A 17,001-nucleotide genomic window follows, 5' to 3' on the forward strand; every position below is an offset into this window, starting at 1 on the left:
TGGCACGTTTCGGGCCTTGTAGGACAGCGCAAACGCCGGCGGGCCTGACAAGCCGGTGCGAGCGCTGTAGGATCGGAGCAACGGAGGAAACAACGATGCGACTTGCCCGCCTGGCCGCTTTCGCGCTGATGCTCGCCGCGCCCGCCGTCGCTGGTCCGCCCGCCCGGCTCCCGGCCTGGATGAGCGGCACGTGGAGCGGCGGGAGCGGCGAGGTCTGGCTCGACGAAAGCTGGACGACCCCGCGCGGGGGCATGATGATGGGGGCGGCGCGGGTCGGCCACGGCGAGGCGCTCGACGTGTGGGAGGTGACGCGGATCGAGCAGCGGGGCGAGGGCCTGGTTTTCATCGCCCATCCCCGAGGACAGGCCGGAGGCGAATTCCCCATGGTCGGGCAGGGCGCAGACTGGATCGAGTTCGCCAACCCGGCGCACGATTATCCGCAGCGCATCCGGTACTGGCGCGAGGGCGAGCGGCTGCTCGCGGAAATCTCGAAGCTCGACGGGAGCGGCGCGGAGCGGTTCGAATACGCTCGCGCGGCACCCTGAAACGAAAACGCCCCGGACCGGCCGGGGCGCTCCGTGATCAGTCGGGGCGAGGTGTCAGCCGACGTGTTCGGCGAGCACGGTCAGGCCGCTTTCTCCGACTTCGGCAAACCCGCCCTGGACCTGGATTTCCTCAGGCTGGCCGCCTTCGCTGCGGTACACCTTGATCGCGCCGTCGCGGACGGTCGACATGAACGGCGCGTGGCCTTCGAGCACGCCGAACTCGCCTTCGGTGCCGGGGACGACAACCATGTAGACATCCTCGCTGCGAACCAGCGCGGCGGGGGTGACGAGTTCGAAGTGCAGTGCCATGTCATCGTTCTCCCCCCTCCCGCAGGCGGGAGGGGTCGGGGGTGGGAAGGGGTAGCGCCTTGCTCAGGCCCACCCCAAACCCCTCCCGCATGCGGGAGGGGCTTTCCAGGTATTACGCGCCTTCGGCCAGCTTCTTGGCCTTCTCGACCGCCTCGTCGATGCCGCCGACCATGTAGAAGGCGGCTTCGGGCAGGTGGTCGTACTCGCCGTCGACCACCGCCTTGAACGAGCGGACGGTGTCTTCGACCTGCACGAACTTGCCGGCGATGCCGGTGAAGACTTCGGCGACGTGGAACGGTTGGCTTAGGAAGCGCTGGATCTTGCGGGCGCGGGCGACGGTGAGCTTATCTTCTTCCGAAAGCTCGTCCATGCCCAGGATCGCGATGATGTCCTGCAGCGACTTGTACTTCTGCAGCGTCTCCTGGACGCGGCGGGCGGTGTCGTAGTGCTCCTGGCCGACGACGGCCGGGGTCAGAACGCGCGAGGTCGAGTCGAGCGGGTCGACCGCCGGGTAGATGCCCAGCTCCGAGATCGCGCGGTTCAGCGTGGTGGTCGCGTCCAAGTGGGCGAACGAGGTCGCCGGCGCCGGGTCGGTCAAGTCGTCCGCCGGCACGTAGATCGCCTGCACCGAGGTGATCGAGCCCTTGGTGGTCGACGTGATGCGTTCCTGCAGCGCGCCCATGTCGGTCGCGAGGGTCGGCTGGTAGCCCACCGCCGAAGGAATACGGCCGAGCAGCGCCGACACTTCCGACCCGGCTTGCGTGAAGCGGAAGATGTTGTCGACGAAGAACAGCACGTCCTGGCCTTCCTGGTCGCGGAAGTACTCGGCCATGGTCAGGCCCGAGAGCGCGACGCGGGCGCGGGCGCCCGGGGGCTCGTTCATCTGGCCGAACACGAGCGCGACCTTCGACCCGTCGGGGGTCGGATTACCGTCCGCGTCCTTGGCGATAACGCCGGCGTCGAGGAACTCGTGGTAGAGGTCGTTGCCCTCACGGGTGCGTTCGCCGACGCCCGCGAAGACCGAGACGCCGCCGTGGCCCTTGGCGATGTTGTTGATCAGTTCCTGGATGAGCACGGTCTTGCCCACGCCCGCGCCGCCGAACAGGCCGATCTTGCCGCCGCGCGCATAGGGGGCGAGAAGGTCGATGACCTTGATGCCGGTGACAAGGATCGCCGCTTCGGTCGACTGGTCGATGAATTCCGGGGCCTTGGCGTGGATCGGGGCGGTCATGTCGCTGCCGACCGGCCCGCGCTCGTCGATCGGCTCGCCGATGACGTTGACGATGCGGCCGAGGGTCTTCGGACCGACCGGCACGGAGATCTGCGAGCCGGTGTCGGACACCGGCTGGCCGCGGGTCAGGCCGTCGGTCGAGTCCATCGCGATGGTGCGGACGGTGTTCTCGCCGAGGTGCTGGGCGACTTCGAGGACAAGGCGGTTGCCGTTGTTGTCGGTCTCGAGCGCATTGAGAATCGCCGGGAGTTCGCCGTCGAACGCGACGTCGACGACGGCGCCGATGACCTGGCTGATCTTGCCGGTAGCTGCTGCGGTGGCCATTTTTCGTTCCTTGCCTTCGATTGCTTACAGCGCTTCCGCGCCAGCGATGATTTCGATGAGTTCGGTGGTGATCGCGGCCTGGCGGCTGCGGTTGTACTGGATGGTGAGCTTGTTGATCAGCTCGCCCGCATTGCGCGTCGCGTTGTCCATTGCGGTCATCGACGCGCCCTGTTCCGAAGCCTCGCGTTCGAGCAGCGCGCCGAACAGCTGGGTCTTGACGTAGCGGGGCAGCAGTTCCTCGAGGATTTCCTCCTCGCCCGGCTCATACTCCACGACCGCGTCGGTCGAGGCGGCGGCGGGGGCGGGAACCGGGAGGAGCTGAACCGTCTGCGGGTCCTGCGCCAGCGCCGACTTGAACACCGGCGAGACGAGGTGGGCGACGTCGAACTTGCCGACTTCGAACATCGCGACGAGTTCGTCGGCGATCGCGGCGGCTTCCTCGAAACCGGGGGTGCGCACCGTGCTGGTGTCGTATCCCGGCCCGACGCCGTTCGGGTACTCGCGCTTCAGCGGCGCGCGGCCCTTCTTGCCGACGAGGTAGAAGCTGACGTCCTTGCCCGCGGCGATCAGCGCGCGGGCCTGGGCCTTGGCTTCCTTGACGATGTTCGAGTTGAGGCCGCCGCACAGGCCCTTGTCGGTGTTGACCACGACGAGGAGGTGGCGCTGGTCCGAGCCGGTGCCGCGCAGCAGCTTGGGCGCGTTGTCCTGCCCCGCGACCTTGCCGGCGATCGAGCCCATGACCTTGGCGAGACGCTCGCCATAAGGGCGCGCGGCCTCGGCCGCGGCCTGCGCCTTGCGGAGCTTGGCGGCGGCGACCATCTGCTTGGCCTTGGTGATCTTCTGGGTCGACTTGACCGAGTTGATCCGACCTTTGAGTTCCTTGAGTGAAGCCACTCTATCGGTTCCTCTAATTCGTCACCCCGGACCGGATCCGGGGTCCCGCTTGCTTCCACCGCCGCCGAAGCGGGACCCCGGCTCGGAGGCCGGGGTGACGGCAGAAGATGTGCTTACGCGAACTGCTTGCCGAAGGCGTCGAGCGCCGCGACCAGCTTGCCCTTGGTCTCGTCGCCGAGATCCTTGGTATCGCGGATCGACGACAGGATGTCGGCGTGCTCGGCGTGGAGCCAGCTGAGAAGCTCGGCCTCGTATTCACCGACGCGGTCGACCGCGATGCCGTCGAGGTAGCCGTTGGTGCCGGCGAAGATCACGACCGTCTGCTCCTCGAAGCCGAGCGGCGAGAACTGGGCCTGCTTGAGCAACTCGGTCAGGCGCGCGCCGCGGTTCAGCAGCTTCTGGGTCGAAGCGTCGAGGTCCGAGCCGAACTGCGCGAAGGCCGCCATTTCGCGGTACTGCGCGAGCTCGAGCTTGATCGAGCCGGCGACCTTCTTCATCGCCTTGGTCTGCGCCGACGAGCCGACGCGCGACACCGAGAGGCCGACGTTGATGGCCGGGCGGATGCCCTGATAGAACAGGCCGGTCTCGAGGAAGATCTGGCCGTCGGTGATCGAGATGACGTTGGTCGGGATGTACGCCGAAACGTCGCCCGCCTGTGTCTCGATGATCGGCAGCGCGGTGAGGCTTCCGTTGCCGTTGGCGTCATTCATCTTCGCGGCGCGCTCGAGCAGGCGGCTGTGGAGATAGAACACGTCGCCCGGATAGGCTTCGCGGCCCGGCGGGCGGCGGAGCAGCAGCGACATCTGGCGATAGGCGACGGCCTGCTTGGAAAGGTCGTCGTACACGATGACGGCGTGCATGCCGTTGTCGCGGAAGAATTCGCCCATGGTCACGCCGGTGTAGGGCGCGAGGTACTGCAGCGGGGCCGGCTCGGAAGCGGTCGCGGCGACGACGATGGAGTATTCCATCGCGCCGTTCTCTTCGAGCTGGCGGACGATCTGCGCGACGGTCGAGCGCTTCTGGCCGACGGCGACGTAGATGCAGTAGAGCTTCTTGCCTTCGTCGGTCCCGGCGTTGACCGCCTTCTGGTTGATGAAGGTGTCGATCGCGACGGCGGTCTTGCCGGTCTGGCGGTCACCGATGATCAGTTCGCGCTGGCCGCGGCCGATCGGCACGAGGGCGTCGATCGCCTTGAGGCCGGTCTGCACCGGTTCGTGGACCGACTTGCGCGGGATGATGCCGGGGGCCTTGACCTCGACGCGCTTGCGCTCGGTGTATTCGATCGGGCCCTTGCCGTCGATCGGATTGCCGAGGCCGTCGACCACGCGGCCGAGCAGGCCCTTGCCGACGGGGACGTCGACGATGGTGCCGGTCCGCTTGACGACGTCGCCTTCCTTGATCTCGCTGTCCGAGCCGAAGATCACGACGCCGACGTTATCGGCTTCGAGGTTCAGGGCCATGCCCTTCACGCCGTTGGAGAATTCGACCATCTCACCGGCCTGGACCTTGTCCAGCCCGTGGATGCGGGCGATGCCGTCGCCGACCGACAGCACCGACCCGACTTCCGAGACTTGGGCCTCGGTGCCGAAGCTGGCGATCTGGTCCTTGATGACCTTCGAGATTTCAGCGGCGCGGATTTCCATGTTCAGTCCTTCCTGAAACTTTTGGGCCGGTCAGGCCTTCATCGCCTGGGCGAGAGAATTGAGGCGGGTGCGGATCGAGCTGTCGATCATCCGGCTGCCGATCTTGACGATCAGCCCGCCGAGAATTTCGGGATCGACCCGTGTCTTGAGCTTCACGTCGCGGCCTTCGCTTTCCTTGAGCCTGGCCGTGAGCGCGGCAAGCTGCGAATCGTCGAGTGGGTGCGCGGTGACGACTTCGGCCGTGACCTCGCCGCGGTGGGCGGCGGCGATCGCGGCGAACGCGCGGATCACGTCGGGCAGGGCCGAGAGGCGGCGGTTGTCGGCGAGCACGCCGAGAAACTTCTTGGTGAGTTCACCCGAGCCGAGCACCCCGGCGACGGCGTCCATCGCCTTGCCGGCGGTGTCGCGGGTGACCTGCGGGTTGCGGATCAGCGCGGCGAGATCGCCCGATTCGCGGATCGCCTGGCCGAACTTTTCGAGATCGCCTTCCACCGCGGTGACGAGATTCTGCTCGCGGGCGAGGTCGAACAACGCCGAAGCGTAGCGCCCTGCCAAGCTGGCCGTGATGCCGCCGGAATTCTCCACGCGCCTAGGGTCCCTTCATCAATGGTGAGCCGGTTCGAAAACCGGCAAGGCAAGGTGCTGCGCAAGCTGCGCAACGGCCCCGAACGGGGGCGCGCCTAGCAACGATTGTGCTGCGATGCAAGATGGGCGAAAGGCCTTCGGGTGCCGCGACCACGCGGGCAGGAGAGAGGATGGCAATGCAGGGCGAGACGATCCGCGTCGCGATGGCCGATGGCTATGAAATGCCGGTTTATCACGTCGTTCCCCAGGGACCGCGCAAAGGCGGGCTGGTGCTGGTCCAGGAAGTGTTCGGGGTGACCGACCATATCCGCGAACTTTGCGACGAATATGCCGCGGAAGGATTCGAGGTCCTCAGCCCCAACCTGTTCGACCGCGAGGAGCCCGGATTCGCCGCCGAGTATGCCGGACCCAGCTATGACCGGGCGATCAAGATCGCGCGCGAGGAGCACGACTTCGACCAGTCCATCGCCGACACCGCGGTCTGCGTGGAATGGCTGAAGGACAAGGGGCCGGTCTTCATCGTCGGTTACTGCTATGGCGGATCGGTCGCATGGCGGACCGCGCAGACCAACCCCGACCTGGCGGCGGCGTCCTGTTATTACGGCGGGTTCGTCGCCACCCGGTTCGCCGACGAGCCGCCGTTGTGCCCGACCATCGCCCACTTCGGCCGCTTCGATCCGCTGGTCGATTTCGCTCCGGTCGAGACGCTGATCGCGAAGGGCCACCCCACCGCGGCGATCTTTGCCTACGAGGCGGGCCACGGCTTCAACTCCGACCGCCGCAAGGATTATCACCCGGAAAGCGCGGACCTCGCGCTGAAGCGCACGCTGGAACTGTTCAGCGTCTGCGGGGCGGGGTGATCAGACCACGCCGAGTAATTGGAAGCTGACGCGCCCCCGCGCAGGCGGGGGCCCAGCTGGGCAAGCGAGGCGCTGACTGGGGACCCGCCTTCGCGGGTAGCCCAGACCCTTTACGTCTCAAGGCGCCGGCGAGCAGTGGTAGATCAGTCGCTCGTTGGGCTGGTCGCTCAGCAGCGCCTTGATCGCCGCCTGACTCTGGCCGAGCGCGCGCGCACCTTCTTCGCCGGCCGAGCACTGCGGCGGGCTGAACTTGCCGCGTTCGGCGCGGGCCTTTTCCATCGTGTCGAGCCCGACGAGGTAGCGCTCGACCTTGTAGGTGCGGCTCGCCGGGTCATAGCTGTTGACCGAGATCGCCTCTTCCTTGTTGGGCACGAGGATCCGCGACCAGCCGTCGCCGCCGAGGCCGTACTGGGTCTTGCCGTTGACGCAGCCGGTCTCGCTCCAATCGAGCGGGACGTCGGTTATCCCCGAGACAGTGACCCGGCTGCGCTCGGTGTCGATCACGCAGATCATCTTGCCGGTGCCCTTGTCGGCGATGTCCGTCGCGGTTGCGGAGACATCGGGCATCAGGTCATCGGTGCGGTCGTCGATCGAGGCGAGCGAGGGGCGCAGCAGCCAGGCGATGATCGCGGCGAGCAGCAGCGCGACGGCGATTCCGCCGGCGATCTTGAACTTGCGGTCGTCCTGCCGCTGCGAGAACATCAGCGAAGCGCCGCCGGCACCCAGCGCCGCGACCAGCAGCACCGCGGCCAGTGCCAGGAGGTTGTCGCGCTCGGTCAGCACCTGCCGCTCGGCCTCGGTCCGGGCCTTGTCGCGCGCGGCGGCGTCCGACTTCGCCTTGGCATCGCGCTGGGCGGCGAGGCGGGCCTGCTCTTCGGCGCTCAGCTTCGATTCGAGCTGGTTGAGATCGGCGATCGAGCGGCACGGCGTGCCGACGACCTGCGCCTTGATCCCTTGCGAGGAGAGGAACGGCAGCAGCTCGCGCATCGACACCGCGAAATAGAACGACGCGTCGGTGCCGTTGTCGGTGATCGTGCCCGAAGCGTTGATCCCGATCACCCGCCCGCAGCCGTCGAGCAGCGGCCCGCCCGAATTGCCCGAGCCGATCGACGCGGTGTGGAGCAGCGCGTCGTAAGGTCCTGCCTTCCGCCCGGTGAAGACATGGCCCACACCGGGCACGGCTGCGGTTGGCTGGATCAGCTGCTGCAGGCCAAGCCCCTGCGCCCGGTCGACGTTGCTGGGATAGCCTAGCGCGAAGACCTCGGCATTGTCGGTCACCGCGCCCGAAAACAGCGAGGCGGCGGGAATCTGCGAAGGCTCGGTCAGCTTGATCAGGGCGAGATCGTTGCGCTGCGAGACGGCGACGATGCGAGCCATGTAGGCGCGCTTGCCCTCGGACGGGACGACCGCGAGGGTCAGCGTGTCGTCCTCCACCGCGCCTTCGACCACGTGGGCGTTGGTGACGATCGTGTTGGGCGCGACGACGATGCCCGAGCCGTGGCCGACGTAGTAGAAGTAGTCGCCATCGGTCGACACCAGCACGATCCGCACGACCGAGCGCCCGGCGGCGGCGATGTCCCCGGGGTCGGCCATGGCAGGCGTGGCGGCGAACAGGGCGAGCAGGGCGAGGAGGAAGCGGAGCATCGCGGCCATGCTAGCGGCTGGGGCGCGCGGTTCAATCGCTTTGAGCGCAATCCGCGGGACGCGAGGCAGGAGAATCGACCGTAACGGAGGGGCCCGAAAACCGAAGGAGCTCTCTTATGACGTATCGCATCGCCGGGCTCGACCCGCAGCCGTTCCAGCCGCTGTTCGCACTTGGCGAGGATGCCCTCGCGGTCCGGGGCGCGCGCCGGGTCACCGCCAGCGCCGACCGGGGCTTTCCGTGCCGGATCAGTCTCGAAGATGCCCGCGCCGGTGATTCCCTGATCCTGCTCCACCATGTCAGCCATGACGTCGCGACGCCCTACCGCAGCGCCTATGCAATTTATGTCCGCGAAAGCGTGGACCCGGCGGAGTTCGTCGATACGGTCCCGCCGGTGTTCGAGGGCCGTCCGCTCGGCCTGCGCGGATTCGATGCGGCGGGCAATCTCGCGGATGCCCGGCTGGCGCTGCCGGGTGAGGCGGACGCGAAGATTCGCGACCTGTTCGCCAACCCGGCAATCGCCTATATCCACGCCCACAACGCCGCGCATGGCTGCTTCGCCGCGCGGATCGACCGCCACGGGGAGACGGACCAGTGATCGCCGATCCACTTGCCCCGCCACTCGCTCCGGACGAATGCTGGGAGGCGGTGCTGCGGCGCGACCGCAGCTTCGACGGCCGCTTCGTCACCGGCGTGCTGACCACCGGGATCTACTGCCGCCCCTCGTGCGCCGCGCGCCATCCCCGGCGCGAGAACGTGCGGTTCCTTGCCGATGGCGAGGCGGCGCGGGGCGAAGGCTTGCGGCCCTGCCTGCGCTGTTCGCCCGACACGGTCTCGCGCGACGAGAAGGCGGTCCTTGCAGCCATCGCCGCGATTCGCGCCGCCGGGCAACCGCTCGCGCTCGGAGGACTTGCCGCCGACGCCGGGTACAGCCCCGCTCATTTCCAGCGGGTATTCACCCGCCACACCGGCCTTTCTCCGGCAGCCTATGCCCGTGCCTTGCGCGAGGAGCGGGCGCGGGAGGCGCTGAGCGAAGGGGCGAGGGTGACCGACGCGATCTATGACGCGGGGTTCTCCGGACCCTCGCGGTTCTACGAGGCGACCGGCGGCAAGCTCGGCATGGCGCCTTCGGCCTGGGCCCATGGCGGGGCGGGCGTGACGATCCGCTGGGCAGTGGTCGCCACCAGCCTCGGCGACATGCTGGTCGCGGCGACCGACAAGGGCGTCTGCAGGCTTTCCTTCAACGAGGGCGTCGAGGCGCTGCGGCAGCGTTTCCCCCGGGCAACGCTGGTCGAGGGGGGCGAGGCGTTCTCCGCGCTGCTCTCTGAAGTCGTGTCGTTCGTCGAGGCACCGAAGGCGTCGGTCCACATTCCGCTCGACGTTCAGGGCACCGCCTTCCAGCAGGCGGTGTGGCGCGAGCTGCAGCGCATCCCGCCGGGCGAGACCCGCACTTACGCGCAGATCGCGGCGGCGGTGGGCAATCCAGGTGCGGTGCGCGCGGCGGGATCGGCCAACGGGGCGAACAACGTCGCGGTGTTGATCCCGTGCCACCGGGTGATCCGGTCCGACGGGAGCCTTGGCGGCTATGCCTATGGGCTCGAGATCAAGCGCAAGCTGCTCGACAAGGAACGGACCGAGGGGGAATAATGGACGCGATCACGCCAGTAGCGCAGCCGGGCAGGTTCCGGCGCTTCGTCACGCACCCGGCCAGCATGCTGGCGATCGGGTTCGTGCTGTTCGTCGTGCTCTATGGGCTGACGATGTTCGTGACCGGGCTGTCGAACAAGGTCGGCGCACCGCTGATGCCGGTCGTGGCCTTCGCCGGCGCGCTGGTCGGGTTCGGGGCGTGGCGGCTTTATCGCGACAAGCTCGAGGGCCCCGGACCGGAGCTCGCGCTGAACGGCGCGGCGGGCGAACTGGGGCGCGGCCTGCTGCTCGGCTTTGCACTGTTCAGTGCCGCCACTGCGGGGGTCGCCCTGCTCGGCGGGTTCCGGATCGAGGGCGTGCGCGGCATCGGCAACCTGTGGGAGATGCTGGCGATCGCGATCTTCTCCGGCTTCTATGAGGAAGTCATCTTCCGCGGGGTGGTCCTGCGCCACCTCGAGCCGCTGGTCGGCACTTTCGGCGCCTTGGCAGCGACCTCGGCGTTCTTCGGCCTTGCCCACATGGCCAATCCGGAGGCTACTCTTTTCGCGGCCTTCGCCATCGCGGTCGAGGCGGGCATCCTGCTCGGCGCGGCCTATCTGGTCACCCGCCGGTTGTGGCTGGCCATCGGCATCCACGCCGCGTGGAACTTCACGCAAGGGTGGGTCTATTCCATCCCGATTTCCGGGACCGGCGAGTCCAACGGCCTGCTCATCACCACCCGCAGCGGGTCAGACCTGCTGACCGGCGGCGCATTCGGGCTGGAGGCGTCGGTCGTGGCGATGGCGGTCACCACGGCGACCGGACTATTCCTCTTGCGCAAGGCGGCGAACATGGGCGAGATCCGCGCGCCGCGGTGGTGGAAGGCGAAACTCCCCCCGCAATAGGGAGATGACAGGCATGGCGGAGATTCCGGAAGGCGGCGCACGGACGCTGGGGGAGGCTTTTGCGCAGATCAACGGCACAACGTCTCCAAGCCTGGTCGATCTCAAGGTGATGGTGCTGGTCGAGGCGGCGGGGCTGGAGCTCTACCGCAAGATGGCCGAGGGGACGGACCATCCCGGCGTGATCGACCTCCTCCACCACAACGGCCGCGAGGAAATGGCGCACGCCCACCGTGTGTCGAAGGCCATCCTCGCGATCAGCGGCGAGGATTTCCCGCCACCGGCGGCCGAGGACAACCCGTTTCTGCAAGGCGGCCCGCTGCCGTCCACGGCGCTGTCCGCCGAGGCTCTGCGCAAGGTTGCCGAAAGCGAGTTCGGCGGCGAGAAGCTCTACGAGAGCTGGGCGGCGAGCATCGGCAATGCGGAAGCGGCGCGCCAGTTCACGCTCAACGGCAAGGAGGAAGCCGACCACGGCAACCGCCTGCTACAGGCGGCTGCCCTGCTCGAAGCCTGACCCTCAGCTGAGCATCGGCTCGGTCCCTGGCTCGGCCTTCGCCATCGCGCGGCGATAGGCCGGGCGTTCGCCGATGCGGGCGAGGTAGGCCTTCACCTTGGGCAGGTGGTCGATCGACATGTTGCGAAAAGCGCGGCTGGTGGTGAGGATATAGCCCATCATGATGTCGGCAGTGGTCAGGTTGCGCCCGCCGAAGAACGGGGTTTCGCCCAGCCGCTGCTCGACCATCTCCCAGCAGATCCGCGCCCGCTCGCCGACGAAGCCCGCCGCCGGGTCGCCCCCGGCGAAGGTCACCGCGAGCTGCATCATCAGCGTCGCCATGAACGTGCCGTTCGACCAGTGGAACCAGAACAGGTGGTCGGCGAAGTCGGGATCGTCGGCCGCCGGGACCAGCGCGCCGCCCGCGTACTTGGCGCAGACATAGTCGCAGATCGCCCCGCTCTCGCCGAGCACGAAGTCGCCGTCGGTTATGACCGGCGCGATGCCCATCGGGTGCAGCGCCTTGTACTCGTCGGGGGCCATGCGGTTGTCGGCGCGGCGATCGTAGAGCTTGAGGTCGTAGTCGATCCCCAGCTCCTCGCAGAGCCAGACGATCCGCTCGGACTGGGACACGCGCAGGTGGTGGACGGTGAGCATTGGCGATTCTCCTCTCGTTGGTGGAGGTGCTATCAGTCCTGCGAACCGGGGTCGACTGCGCGGGCCCAGCCCGGCGCCGCGGGTTCGAGCGTGGCAAGGAACGCCTCGGCGCTGGCGAGGTATTCCGACCGTTTGTCGGCGCTCATCCGCGCCCACGTCGCATAGGGATTGGCGAGCCGCCGGTTGCCTTTCAGCGTCTCCTGGTTGCGCGCCAGGAAGTGCCAGTAGAGCGCATTGAACGGACAGGCGTCCGGCCCGGTCTTGCGCTTGACGCTGTAGCGGCACGATCCGCAGTAATTGCTCATCCGGTCGATGTAGGCCCCGCTCGCGGCGTAGGGCTTCGACGCCAGCCGGCCCTTGTCGGCAAACAGCGCCATCCCGGCGACGTTGGGCAGTTCGACCCAGTCGTAGGCGTCGGCATAGACCACCAGGAACCAGGCGGCGACGTCCTGCGGCCGGATCCCGGCGAGGAGTGCGAAGTTCCCCAGTACCATGAGCCGCTGGATATGGTGGGCATAGGCATTGTCGCGCGTCGCCCGGACGCAATCGGCGAGACACGCCATGTCGGTCTCACCGGTCCAGTAGAACTCCGGCAGTGACCGCCTTGCGCCAAGGCCGTTGGCCTCGGCAAGGCCGGGCATCGTGAGCCAATAGACCCCGCGGACATACTCGCGCCAGCCGATGACCTGGCGGACGAACCCCTCGACGGCTGCAAGCGGGGCGTTGCCACGATGGTATTCGATCTCGGCGCGGCGGCATAGCGCCAGCGGATCGAGCAGGCCGAGGTTGATGGCCGGCGAAAGAAGGGCATGGAACAGCGAATCCTCGCCCCGGACCATTGCGTCCTGCCACTGGCCGAACGAGGGCAGGCGGTGGGTGAAGAAGTCCTCCGCGGCCAATTCCGCCTCCGCTGCGGTGACCGGCCAGTTGAAGTGCGCGAGCGATCCGAAGTGACCGCCGAAGCGCTGCTCGACCAGCTCGATCACCGTGCGGGTCGTCTCGTCGGGCGCGAACCGCGGCGTGCCTGGTCCGGCCAGGCCCTTGGCCGGACCGCTGCGGTTTTCGGCGTCGAAGTTCCAGCGGCCGCCCATCGGCTGGCCGCCCTCCATGAGCAGCCCCGTCTGGCGGCGCATTTCGCGGTAGAACCACTCCATCCGCCATTCGCGGCGGCCCTCGGCCCATCCCCGGAATGCCGCGACCGAACAGAGGAAGCGGTCGTCGTCGAGCATTTCGACCGGGCAGCCGAGCCGCTGCGGCCAGCCGGCGACGATCTGCGCCAGCCGCCATTCGCCGGGCTCGACCATCCGCACTCCGCGCGCACCATGGCGAGACAGGGCGCGCACGATCTCGCCTTCGAGCGAGCCGCTGTTGTCCGGCGCGTCGAGCGCGACGTAGTCGACCGTCCAGCCGCGTTCGCGAAGCTCGGCGGCGAAGTGGCGCATGGCCGAAAACACCAGCGCGATCTTCGCCTTGTGGTGGCGGACATAGGTCGCCTCTTCCCACACCTCCATCATCAGCACCACGCTGCCCGCGGGATCGCTGCTGGCGAGGCTGGCGAGGCCGTGGCTCAGCTGGTCGCCGAGGATGGGGATGAGCAGCGGTCCGGTCATACGAAGCTGTACGGGTCGATATCCACCCCGATGCGAACCCCTTGCGGGAACTTGAGCGGCTCCAGCCAGCGGGCGATGATCTTCTGCAGCTCGGTCGAGCGGCGGGCGTTGATCAGCAGGCGGTAGCGGTAGCGCCCGCGCAGCAGCGAGAGCGGGGCAGGGGCCGGGCCGAGCACCAGCACGTCCGGCAGGTTCGGCGCGGTGCCGCCGATGGCGCGGGCGGCGTCGCGCGCTTCGGCCTCGTCCTCGCTCGAGACGATGATCGCCGCCCAGCGCCCGAACGGCGGTGCGCCGATCTCGCGGCGGGCGTCGCCCTCGGCGGTGTAGAACGCCTCGCGGTCGCCGTTCGCCAGCGCCTCGATCACCGGGGCCGAGGGGTGGCGGGTCTGGATCAGGACCTCGCCGGGCTTCTCCCCGCGCCCGGCACGCCCGGCAACCTGGGCGATCTGCTGGTACGTGCGCTCGGCGGCGCGGAGGTCTCCGCCCTCCAGCCCCATGTCCGCATCGACGACGCCGACCAGGGTCAGTTCGGGGAAGTGGTAGCCCTTGGTGACGAGCTGGGTGCCGACGATCACGTCGATTGCCCCGGCACCCACCTGCTCGACGAACTCGGCGGCCTTCTCGGGACTTGTCAGCGTGTCCGAAGTCACCAGCGCAACCCGCGCTTCCGGAAGGATTTCTGCGACCTCGTCGGCGATCCGTTCGACGCCCGGGCCGCAGGCGACGAGGCAATCGCGCTCGCCGCATTCGGGGCACTTGCCGGGCGGCGGGGTCTCGTGCCCGCAGTGGTGGCAGGCGAGCCGGCGCGACAGGCGGTGCTCGACCAGCCAGGCCGAACAGTTCGGGCACTGGAAGCGGAAGCCGCAGTTGCGGCACAGGGTCAGCGGCGCATAGCCGCGGCGGTTGAGGAACAGCAGCGACTGCTCGCCCCGCGCCAGCCGCTCCTTGAGCGCGGCGACCACCGGCGGCGCGAGCCAGTGCCCGCGCGGCGGTTGCTGCTCGCGCAGGTCGACCACCGCGATCTCCGGCATCTCCGCCCCGCCGAAACGATCGGGCAGGACGACACGCTCATAGACCCCGGCTTCGGCCATCTGCAGGCTTTCGAGCGCCGGGGTGGCGCTGGCGAGGATCACCGGCACGCTTTCGAACCGGGCGCGCATCACCGCGACGTCGCGGGCGTTGTAGCGCACCCCGTCGTCCTGCTTGAACGAGATCTCGTGCGCCTCGTCGACCACGACCAGGCCGAGCTTCCGGAAGGGCAGGAACAGCGCCGAGCGCGCGCCGACCACCACTTTTGCCCCGCCAAAGGCGATGGCCCGCCACGCCCGCCGCCGCTCGGACTGCTTGAGCGAGGAGTGCCACTTGACCGGCGCGACCCCGAAACGCGCCTCGAACCGCTTGAGGAAGCTTTCGGTGAGCGCGATCTCGGGGAGCAGTACGAGCACCTGCCGGCCTTCGCGCAGCGCTTCCGCGATGCCCTCGCAATAGACCTCGGTCTTGCCCGAACCGGTCACCCCGTCGAGCAGGAACGGGGCAAAGGCGTGCGTGCGGACCGCGGCGACGAACTTGTCGGCAACCGCCTGCTGGGTGTCGTTCAGTTCCGCGTGGACATGGTCCGGGTCCGGTTCGGGATAGGGCCGGTCGCTGTCGACGCTCACGGGCTCGAGGATCCCGGCGTTGACCATCCCCCGCAGAACGCCTTCGGAAACCCCGGCGATATCGGCCAGCTCGCGGATCGTTGCCTGTTCGTGCTGCAGCAGGTCGATCGCCTGGAGCCGCTGCGGGGTGAGCCGTGCCGGCTCGTGCCCGGTCAGGCGGTATTCGGTGACCGTGCCACCGCCCCGGAGCGCCGCGCTGCTCGACAGCGCCATGCGGGCCACTGCGGCGAGCGGGGCGAGATAGTAGTCGGCGGTCCATTCGATCAGGCGGCGCAAGGGCGCGGGCAGGGCGGGCACCGGCAGCACGTCGAGAAGGGGGCGCAGGCGGCTGTCCGGAACCTCGGTTCCCGGCAGGCGTTCCGGCTCCCACACGACCCCGATCACTTGCCGTGGGCCCAGCGGCGCGACCACCACGCTGCCGAACTCGACCGACAGGTGCTCCGGAACGCGGTAATCCAGCGGCCCGAGTGCGGCGTTGAAGACAAGGCATCGGACGCGGTTCATCTTGCCCTGCCTATATGGCGCGGCGACGGCGCGGCGAAAGCCCCGCGATACGAGAAGAGGAGAATAACGCGATGACCGGGACCCCAGGCGCGCTGCCCACCCGTCGGCTTTTCCTTGGCGGGCTCGGCGCCGCCTCGATCCTCGCCTTGCCGGCCTGCGCCAGCTATGGCGGGTTCAGCTTCACCGAGGCGATCCGCCGCCTGCTCGTGTTGTCGAGCGAGCGCGCGTTCGACCGCCTGACCGCGCCGGGCGGATACTGGGACGACGCGATCGACCGGATCGGTCTCGCCAACCTGCTCGGCACGCGCGGCGACGTCCTCTCGCGGATCCTGACGTCGAACCTGTTCAAGAGCCGGCTGGAGGTGGCGCTCGCCGACGTCGCGGTGCGCGGATCGTACCGCGTCGCCCCGATCGTCGCCGACACGGTGCGCACCATCGGCATCGAGAACGCGGTCGCGCTGGTCCGCGGCGGGCCGACTGCGGCGACCGGGTTCCTGCGCGAAAACATGGGGATGAGCCTCATAGAGGCGATGTCACCTGAAGTGGGCGACGCCCTGCGCACCGCGCAGGACCCGCTGGTCGGCCAGGTGCTCGCCGCGCTGACGGGGGTCGACATCGGCCAGGCGTCGCGCAATTTCTCGACGGGCGTGAACGATGCGATCTGGAGCGAGATCGGCATTGAGGAAGCGGCAATCCGCGCCGATCCGCGCGCGACCCGCGATCCCGTGCTGATCGGCGTGTTCGGCGCGGCCTCGGCGCTCTGACAAGGCGCGTCGGCGCGTTTGCCACGGCTTGCGGCTGTTCCTATAGGCAGCAGGGAATCGTCCTGCTCGCACGGAAAGCCGCAGCCCCATGAAGTTCTTCGCCGACACCGCCGAAATCGCCGACATCCAGGAGCTCGCCGCCACCGGCCTGCTCGACGGGGTGACCACCAACCCCTCGCTGATCGCCAAGTCGGGCCGCGACTTCATCGAGGTGACCCGCGAAATCTGCGCGCTGGTCGACGGGCCGGTCTCGGCCGAGGTCGTCGCGCTCGATCACGAAGGGATGATGCGCGAGGCGGAAATCCTGCGGAAGATCGCGGACAACGTCTGCATCAAGGTGCCGCTGACGATCGACGGGCTCAAGACCTGCAAGGCGCTGACCGGCGACGGCTCGATGGTCAACGTCACGCTGTGCTTCTCGGCCAACCAGGCGCTGCTCGCGGCCAAGGCGGGGGCGACCTTCATCTCGCCGTTCGTCGGCCGCCACGACGACAACGGCTTCGACGGGATGGAACTGATCCGCGACATCCGCCTGATCTACGACAACTATGCGTTCCAGACCGAAATCCTCGTCGCTTCGGTCCGCCACGTGGTCCACGTGCTCGAAGCCGCAAAGATCGGCGCCGACGTGATGACCGCGCCGCCCTCCGTCATCAAGGCGATGTTCAAGCACGTCCTCACCGACAAGGGTATCGAGGGCTTCCTCGCCGACTGGGCGAAGACCGGGCAGAGCATCGGATAATCACGGACTTCC

Annotated in this window: 17 protein-coding genes; 8 read left to right on the plus strand and 9 right to left on the minus strand. The window is 68.2% G+C overall.

All coding sequences use genetic code 11. The features are described from left to right. Positions 1 to 95 precede the first annotated feature (95 nt). A complete protein-coding gene (locus tag AC3WLD_RS08505; protein WP_492556517.1) occupies positions 96 to 545 on the plus strand; it encodes a DUF6265 family protein in 450 nt (149 codons plus the stop codon). A 54-nt stretch (positions 546 to 599) separates the two neighbouring features. Here AC3WLD_RS08505 and AC3WLD_RS08510 read toward each other — a convergent pair whose 3' ends face one another. From AC3WLD_RS08510 to AC3WLD_RS08530, 5 genes are all read right to left on the minus strand, one after another. Then, a complete protein-coding gene (locus AC3WLD_RS08510; RefSeq protein ID WP_492556518.1) occupies positions 600 to 854 on the minus strand; it encodes an ATP synthase F1 subunit epsilon in 255 nt (84 codons plus the stop codon). Between the two features lie 112 nt (positions 855 to 966). After that, positions 967 to 2,409, minus strand: coding sequence for a F0F1 ATP synthase subunit beta (gene atpD, locus AC3WLD_RS08515; RefSeq protein WP_492556519.1), 1,443 nt, complete (start codon positions 2,407 to 2,409; stop codon positions 967 to 969). Between the two features lie 24 nt (positions 2,410 to 2,433). After that, the gene (locus tag AC3WLD_RS08520) at positions 2,434 to 3,303 is read right to left on the minus strand and encodes a F0F1 ATP synthase subunit gamma (RefSeq protein ID WP_492556520.1); all 870 of its coding nucleotides are present in this window, start codon (positions 3,301 to 3,303) and stop codon (positions 2,434 to 2,436) included. A gap of 113 nt (positions 3,304 to 3,416) precedes the next feature. Continuing rightward, entirely contained in the window at positions 3,417 to 4,946 is a 1,530-nt protein-coding gene (atpA, locus tag AC3WLD_RS08525; RefSeq protein ID WP_492556521.1) for a F0F1 ATP synthase subunit alpha, read from the minus strand. Positions 4,947 to 4,976: 30 nt separating this feature from the next. Next, entirely contained in the window at positions 4,977 to 5,531 is a 555-nt protein-coding gene (locus tag AC3WLD_RS08530) for a F0F1 ATP synthase subunit delta (RefSeq protein WP_492556522.1), read from the minus strand. A gap of 170 nt (positions 5,532 to 5,701) precedes the next feature. On the opposite strand from AC3WLD_RS08530, the gene AC3WLD_RS08535 reads away from it, so the two are divergent. Continuing rightward, positions 5,702 to 6,391, plus strand: coding sequence for a dienelactone hydrolase family protein (locus tag AC3WLD_RS08535; RefSeq protein ID WP_492556523.1), 690 nt, complete (start codon positions 5,702 to 5,704; stop codon positions 6,389 to 6,391). A gap of 117 nt (positions 6,392 to 6,508) precedes the next feature. Here the strand turns inward: AC3WLD_RS08535 and AC3WLD_RS08540 are convergent, their stop codons facing one another. After that, positions 6,509 to 8,035, minus strand: a complete 1,527-nt coding sequence (locus tag AC3WLD_RS08540) for a S1C family serine protease (protein ID WP_492556524.1) — start codon at positions 8,033 to 8,035, stop codon at positions 6,509 to 6,511. Positions 8,036 to 8,151: 116 nt separating this feature from the next. Here AC3WLD_RS08540 and AC3WLD_RS08545 point away from each other — a divergent pair, with 116 nt between their 5' ends. The 4 genes from AC3WLD_RS08545 to AC3WLD_RS08560 are packed head-to-tail and all read left to right on the plus strand — an operon-like array spanning position 8,152 to position 11,075. After that, positions 8,152 to 8,631, plus strand: coding sequence for a DUF1203 domain-containing protein (locus AC3WLD_RS08545; protein WP_492556525.1), 480 nt, complete (start codon positions 8,152 to 8,154; stop codon positions 8,629 to 8,631). Beyond that, positions 8,628 to 9,680: a bifunctional DNA-binding transcriptional regulator/O6-methylguanine-DNA methyltransferase Ada gene (gene ada, locus AC3WLD_RS08550; RefSeq protein WP_492556526.1), complete on the plus strand. Its 1,053-nt coding sequence runs from the start codon at positions 8,628 to 8,630 to the stop codon at positions 9,678 to 9,680. The genes AC3WLD_RS08545 and ada overlap by 4 nt, the downstream gene beginning before the upstream one ends. Then, positions 9,680 to 10,564 (plus strand): CPBP family intramembrane glutamic endopeptidase, encoded by an 885-nt coding sequence (locus tag AC3WLD_RS08555; RefSeq protein WP_492556527.1) that lies wholly within the window; start codon positions 9,680 to 9,682, stop codon positions 10,562 to 10,564. Before ada ends, AC3WLD_RS08555 begins: the two co-directional genes overlap by 1 nt. Before the next feature lie 13 nt (positions 10,565 to 10,577). Further along, complete coding sequence (locus tag AC3WLD_RS08560; RefSeq protein ID WP_492556528.1) at positions 10,578 to 11,075, plus strand: hypothetical protein; 498 nt, start codon at positions 10,578 to 10,580, stop codon at positions 11,073 to 11,075. Positions 11,076 to 11,078: 3 nt separating this feature from the next. On the opposite strand, the gene AC3WLD_RS08565 is transcribed toward AC3WLD_RS08560, so the two are convergent. The 3 genes from AC3WLD_RS08565 to AC3WLD_RS08575 are packed head-to-tail and all read right to left on the minus strand — an operon-like array spanning position 11,079 to position 15,483. Next, positions 11,079 to 11,711 (minus strand): glutathione S-transferase family protein, encoded by a 633-nt coding sequence (locus AC3WLD_RS08565; RefSeq protein ID WP_492556529.1) that lies wholly within the window; start codon positions 11,709 to 11,711, stop codon positions 11,079 to 11,081. A 32-nt stretch (positions 11,712 to 11,743) separates the two neighbouring features. After that, positions 11,744 to 13,321, minus strand: a complete 1,578-nt coding sequence (locus AC3WLD_RS08570) for a cryptochrome/photolyase family protein (RefSeq protein WP_492556530.1) — start codon at positions 13,319 to 13,321, stop codon at positions 11,744 to 11,746. After that, the gene (locus AC3WLD_RS08575) at positions 13,318 to 15,483 is read right to left on the minus strand and encodes a primosomal protein N' (RefSeq protein ID WP_492556531.1); all 2,166 of its coding nucleotides are present in this window, start codon (positions 15,481 to 15,483) and stop codon (positions 13,318 to 13,320) included. The genes AC3WLD_RS08570 and AC3WLD_RS08575 overlap by 4 nt, the downstream gene beginning before the upstream one ends. 71 nt (positions 15,484 to 15,554) lie before the next feature. Here AC3WLD_RS08575 and AC3WLD_RS08580 point away from each other — a divergent pair, with 71 nt between their 5' ends. Both AC3WLD_RS08580 and fsa read left to right on the plus strand, forming a co-directional pair. Further along, a complete protein-coding gene (locus AC3WLD_RS08580) occupies positions 15,555 to 16,247 on the plus strand; it encodes a DUF4197 domain-containing protein (RefSeq protein ID WP_492556532.1) in 693 nt (230 codons plus the stop codon). Positions 16,248 to 16,335: 88 nt separating this feature from the next. After that, positions 16,336 to 16,989 carry a fructose-6-phosphate aldolase gene (fsa, locus tag AC3WLD_RS08585; RefSeq protein WP_492556533.1) on the plus strand — a complete coding sequence of 218 codons (654 nt, stop codon included), beginning with the start codon at positions 16,336 to 16,338 and terminating at the stop codon, positions 16,987 to 16,989. Positions 16,990 to 17,001: the final 12 nt, after the last annotated feature.

The sequence above is a fragment of the Novosphingobium sp. FW305-C-111 genome (assembly GCF_058783565.1).

Coding starts and splice junctions, on each gene's coding strand:
- AC3WLD_RS08565 (WP_492556529.1), bottom strand. CDS start 11,711: ATGCTCACCGTCCACCACCTGCGCGTGTCCCAGTCCGAGCGGATCGTC.
- AC3WLD_RS08580 (WP_492556532.1), top strand. CDS start 15,555: ATGACCGGGACCCCAGGCGCGCTGCCCACCCGTCGGCTTTTCCTTGGC.
- AC3WLD_RS08575 (WP_492556531.1), bottom strand. CDS start 15,483: ATGAACCGCGTCCGATGCCTTGTCTTCAACGCCGCACTCGGGCCGCTG.
- AC3WLD_RS08560 (WP_492556528.1), top strand. CDS start 10,578: ATGGCGGAGATTCCGGAAGGCGGCGCACGGACGCTGGGGGAGGCTTTT.
- AC3WLD_RS08540 (WP_492556524.1), bottom strand. CDS start 8,035: ATGCTCCGCTTCCTCCTCGCCCTGCTCGCCCTGTTCGCCGCCACGCCT.
- AC3WLD_RS08510 (WP_492556518.1), bottom strand. CDS start 854: ATGGCACTGCACTTCGAACTCGTCACCCCCGCCGCGCTGGTTCGCAGC.
- AC3WLD_RS08545 (WP_492556525.1), top strand. CDS start 8,152: ATGACGTATCGCATCGCCGGGCTCGACCCGCAGCCGTTCCAGCCGCTG.
- atpD (WP_492556519.1), bottom strand. CDS start 2,409: ATGGCCACCGCAGCAGCTACCGGCAAGATCAGCCAGGTCATCGGCGCC.
- fsa (WP_492556533.1), top strand. CDS start 16,336: ATGAAGTTCTTCGCCGACACCGCCGAAATCGCCGACATCCAGGAGCTC.
- AC3WLD_RS08535 (WP_492556523.1), top strand. CDS start 5,702: ATGGCAATGCAGGGCGAGACGATCCGCGTCGCGATGGCCGATGGCTAT.
- atpA (WP_492556521.1), bottom strand. CDS start 4,946: ATGGAAATCCGCGCCGCTGAAATCTCGAAGGTCATCAAGGACCAGATC.
- AC3WLD_RS08505 (WP_492556517.1), top strand. CDS start 96: ATGCGACTTGCCCGCCTGGCCGCTTTCGCGCTGATGCTCGCCGCGCCC.
- AC3WLD_RS08570 (WP_492556530.1), bottom strand. CDS start 13,321: ATGACCGGACCGCTGCTCATCCCCATCCTCGGCGACCAGCTGAGCCAC.
- AC3WLD_RS08555 (WP_492556527.1), top strand. CDS start 9,680: ATGGACGCGATCACGCCAGTAGCGCAGCCGGGCAGGTTCCGGCGCTTC.